The organism is Shewanella sp. (assembly GCF_013214165.1).
In the GTDB taxonomy this organism is placed as follows: Bacteria; Pseudomonadota; Gammaproteobacteria; order Enterobacterales; family Shewanellaceae; genus Shewanella.
In genome coordinates this window covers 1-3,953 of the sequence record NZ_JABSSM010000156.1, presented here as the reverse complement: position 1 = coordinate 3,953, position 3,953 = coordinate 1, and the positions used below count along the sequence as shown (strand labels likewise).

Below are 3,953 nucleotides of genomic sequence, written 5' to 3'. Positions count from 1 at the left end.
CTACCTGAGCACGCCAAATTTGTTCTTTCTCTGCCGTCTGATCATATTGCCATTCTAAGTAAAGAGGATCCGCCTCTTTCTGATAAGCTATTTTTCTTTTCTGAGAAATAGTAAACATCTGCGCATCAGTAATTATTTTGGCCTTTTCAGATTCAGGAATGTTTAAACGCTTGAATTCTTCGCTTTCTGTATTCCAGTTGGAATATGACGTTCCGTTATATACAAATGTAGTTATCATCGCTATCCCCTAATTAATATGCAAAATTCATATTTGTGAGTGTGTTGTCACGAGTAGCTCCAAGCACAAGCTCTTCGATTGTTGAGACTCCTATGACAGAGTCCGCTGACAAGATGCAACCACGTCTAGAAAGGTAACCCGATATTTTTTCGATTGTCGCATCACGCAAAGAAACCTTAACTGCGTTCAAATAGTCAAAATCTGAGCCAATAAACGGTGTACTGCTCGGCCTATCGATTAATATCTTACTGCGAGCTAATGTAAATCTTCCTGCTGTCGAATAGTACTCCAAAGCCCCATTTTGACCGACATCAATAATGAGTGAAGACTTAAATGCCCCAAATACAACGCCACCACTTGCCTTAATAGTTGCGTTCCACTCAACAATTGGCGTACTTGTATCATAATGAGCACTTCCAGAAGTATCAGTATTCCCCCCCCACGGAATAACCGATAGCGATAACGCATAACACTGAATATTTGATGAGATCAAATGACGCTGGGAACGCTTTAAATAAATATTTGCAGTTGATCCTGGAGGACAAATAGTTAACCCTCTTTTTATTGTCTGCAACGGTGACGCTGAAGAACCACTATTAGAGTCATCACCATCAATTGCATCTATATAGTATTTAACCAGATTGTTTGTGATAATAGCTTCTGTGATTTCATTGACAGCATTATTAATCCTGTCATCAATCTCCCCCATCTTGCCTGCGACATCTTGAGCCAGTGCCTGTGATGCTATGGTTTGCTCCTTTGAAGCGCTGACCGCATTGGAGACTTCACCGAGCAGTTCATCAATTGCTTGTGTCATATTAATTTTCCTCTAGTTGTCTAATTCTTTCACTTAATACCATGTTCCAATGGGCGTTTTTGACTCCGTAAACATTGGCACTGATTAAGCTTGCCGCAGAGACTGCGGTACTCATTTTTAGTTGAACAATCTCATTTGAATAGTCATACATCCAAGACTCCGCAGATACTTGCACCGGCATCGCATCTGCAATGCCCAAGTGCTCTACCACAAAATTACGGCTGATGGTGTTGCCTTCACTTGAGCCCACCGACCGTACTTTTTGCGTAGTCGGTACGTACGCAAACGCAACAAGTTGGTTGTTATGGGCAAGACCAATCCAATTAAAATTAAAGTCGCCCACATCTGGCAGTAACATTTGGCTAAATGTGACTCTGTTTTTATCTATAATGCCGTGCTTTAACGGTGCAGCCCGATTGACAATTTTATCTGCTGAGGGCATAAGCTCGTTCGATGGTTCTGGCGCTCGAAAGTCCAGCCCTGGAATAAAGGCAAATACAAACTCATCAATGATAAAGTCCTGCACGTTACCCACTGCTAGGGCTATATATTGTTCACCAAATGTCGTTAGTCGTGCCATTAGGCGCTCCCTACATGTAAGTGTTGATAGTCGTTATTGCACTCAGTCGCAGCCAATACAGCTTCTTTAAAGTGCTCTAGTTCGCTATTGCTTATCGTTCTAATGGTTAAAGTTTGAAAATCTTGGCTTGCTTCAGTCACCGCGACACTGTTCGTGACCAAGCGAGAGGATAAATGGTCATAACGGCGACACGTGCGGCCATAGCTACGGATTAACTCAGCCAACAACGCTTGGTTGGGAGCGATTTCGGTATCATCAATTTCAATTGATACTCGGTCCCAGTCCATCCCCTCTTGCCGCTCTTTAATGCTGACCACATCAAGCCCAAAGCGCCGCATGATGTTAATAAACCCTTGTGTGCTGCCCGCCTCTTTTGCATTGATAAAGGCATAGGCCACACGCTTGCGGTACAGCCACAGAGGTTCCACTTTAAAACGGATGATGTTGCGTTCCCAAGCCAATAAATTGAGCAAGTCAATTGAGCAAGTTAACGGATCTTTTTGAGCAAGAACCCAGATAAACCAACCTCGAACACGGTGCCAGAAAGACTGCATCCCCTTATTTAACATCGCAGGCTCTTGCGGCTCTGATGTCGTTGTCAATGTTTCGCCATCCATCCACCAAGGTGGCGCTAACGTCGGTAACTGTGGACTGCTGCTTGTATTCAAATCATCTGACATTAACGTACACCTCGATTAGTGATGGTTAAGCTGCTAATACGAGGCAGGGCAAGGCCATTAACAATGTCGTCATTTTCCCAGCGCACGCTTTTTAAGTTCGGCACCATGGCGTGCAATTCACTGCTTAGCGTTGAAAACACAAATACACTTTGTGGTGACGTTCTCGTGAGTAACGGGTACTGATCAGAGCCCCGAAATGCAGCTCTGATCCGCGACGCTAAATCCTTCTCTAATGTGTTAATTTCATCATCGCTGAGGTTTGTTGCATGCCAAATTTCAACCGTTAAATCGACAGGCGTTGCCGTAATGGCTTGAGCGCGCAAATCGTCACCGTGGCCATGAAAACCTTGTTCATTGATATAGTCGTTAATGTCATCAATCATGGCTTGTGGGGTTTCGCTGACTTCCATCATCACATGACAATTAGCCGTACCAGGGCCGCGCGGTGCATCATGTTCAAAATAAAGTAAATCACTGCGAATACCGGCAAAGGTTGAGATGGCCGCGCGGTATACCGCATCAATGTGATAATTGCCGACACTGGCAAACTGGTCTCGTATGCGCAGCGCCAACTCTTCATCGGTTTCTTTATCTGCACCCGCTTGGGTGATCCAGTCGCCAAGATTACTCACCGACTCAACACCTTCCACGGGATCGGGCTGCACATGGTAATAACCTTCACCCAAGTTATAACCGGCACCATCTTCCTCTGCTTCACATAGAATAGTGGCGCTCAACGAGCCCGCGGGGATCACAACATCAGCTAACACTCTCAGTTTATAAACCGCGCCTAGTGAACTATCACTTTGTACGACTGTGCCTGCTGTAACCAATACAACGGCACCCATATCAGTTTTAGTAAAGGTGATATCACCTTGAGTTTTAGCGGCTAACTTGCGCTCCAGTCCTACATCCCATGCTTTTAACTCTAAATAGAATTCGGTCGCGGTGGCAGCGAACATGGCAGGCATGATATGGGTTGCCAGCAAGGTTTTAATTAGCCATAACACCGGCGTAACTACGCAAGCAGAAAAGAGCTTCCAAAATGGGCTCATGGCGCTGTTGTTAGAAATAATAGAGTTAGCCGCCATCACATCTTCTTCAAGCAGTGCCGTCACCCCTTCGGCGGTCAGCGGCACCCCTTCACTTTCTAATAATTTTTCAAAATCAACTTGTGGGCGTGACATACGTTACCTCCGTGCTTAATTGGCCAAATTCGTAGGTAGTGGCGGTAATAGCGATTAACTCAGGTGTGCGAATATCAAACTCGATAGAGCCCGGTACCAGGCGAATATCGGTTTCAATAAGCAGCTCCATTTCGGTATAGACATCACTACGCATGACGCTTGAGCGTTGGGCCAATAGCTTAGTCACAAGGCCAGAGGCCATCAGCATATGCTTTACATCTTGGGCTATGCTGGCGCGCGTGTGAGTTAGGTTAGGCTGCGCCCCAACATCGAGGGACAGAGCACCATCAATAATTAACAGGTCGCTGTACTTATTCAAACTTGGGCTCTGATTCGTGTCAGTGGTCATCCGGTCATTAACTCCTGTTGGTCGGCGATTTCAGCAAGGCTAAAGTTCTTTGGTGGATGCTTAATGATCACATCGCCAAAGCTCAGGCTCTTGCTGTTTGAT

The 3,953-nt window shown here is 45.4% G+C and carries 6 protein-coding genes; all 6 read right to left on the bottom strand.

The window, feature by feature from the left end:
• On the bottom strand, positions 1 to 238 hold a 238-nt coding region (locus tag HRU42_RS20755), incomplete at its 3' end, for a hypothetical protein (protein WP_295033954.1).
• A gap of 13 nt (positions 239 to 251) precedes the next feature.
• Positions 252 to 1,055, bottom strand: a complete 804-nt coding sequence (locus tag HRU42_RS20750) for a hypothetical protein (RefSeq protein ID WP_295033953.1) — start codon at positions 1,053 to 1,055, stop codon at positions 252 to 254.
• 1 nt (position 1,056) lies between these two features.
• Entirely contained in the window at positions 1,057 to 1,635 is a 579-nt protein-coding gene (locus tag HRU42_RS20745) for a phage tail protein (RefSeq protein WP_295033951.1), read from the bottom strand.
• Positions 1,635 to 2,315, bottom strand: a complete 681-nt coding sequence (locus HRU42_RS20740; protein WP_295033950.1) for a phage tail protein — start codon at positions 2,313 to 2,315, stop codon at positions 1,635 to 1,637. The genes HRU42_RS20745 and HRU42_RS20740 overlap by 1 nt, the downstream gene beginning before the upstream one ends.
• Positions 2,315 to 3,502, bottom strand: a complete 1,188-nt coding sequence (locus tag HRU42_RS20735) for a baseplate J/gp47 family protein (RefSeq protein WP_295033949.1) — start codon at positions 3,500 to 3,502, stop codon at positions 2,315 to 2,317. Before HRU42_RS20735 ends, HRU42_RS20740 begins: the two co-directional genes overlap by 1 nt.
• Positions 3,483 to 3,851 carry a DUF2590 family protein gene (locus HRU42_RS20730; RefSeq protein ID WP_295033947.1) on the bottom strand — a complete coding sequence of 123 codons (369 nt, stop codon included), beginning with the start codon at positions 3,849 to 3,851 and terminating at the stop codon, positions 3,483 to 3,485. The genes HRU42_RS20735 and HRU42_RS20730 overlap by 20 nt, the downstream gene beginning before the upstream one ends.
• Between the last annotated feature and the right edge of the window lie 102 nt (positions 3,852 to 3,953).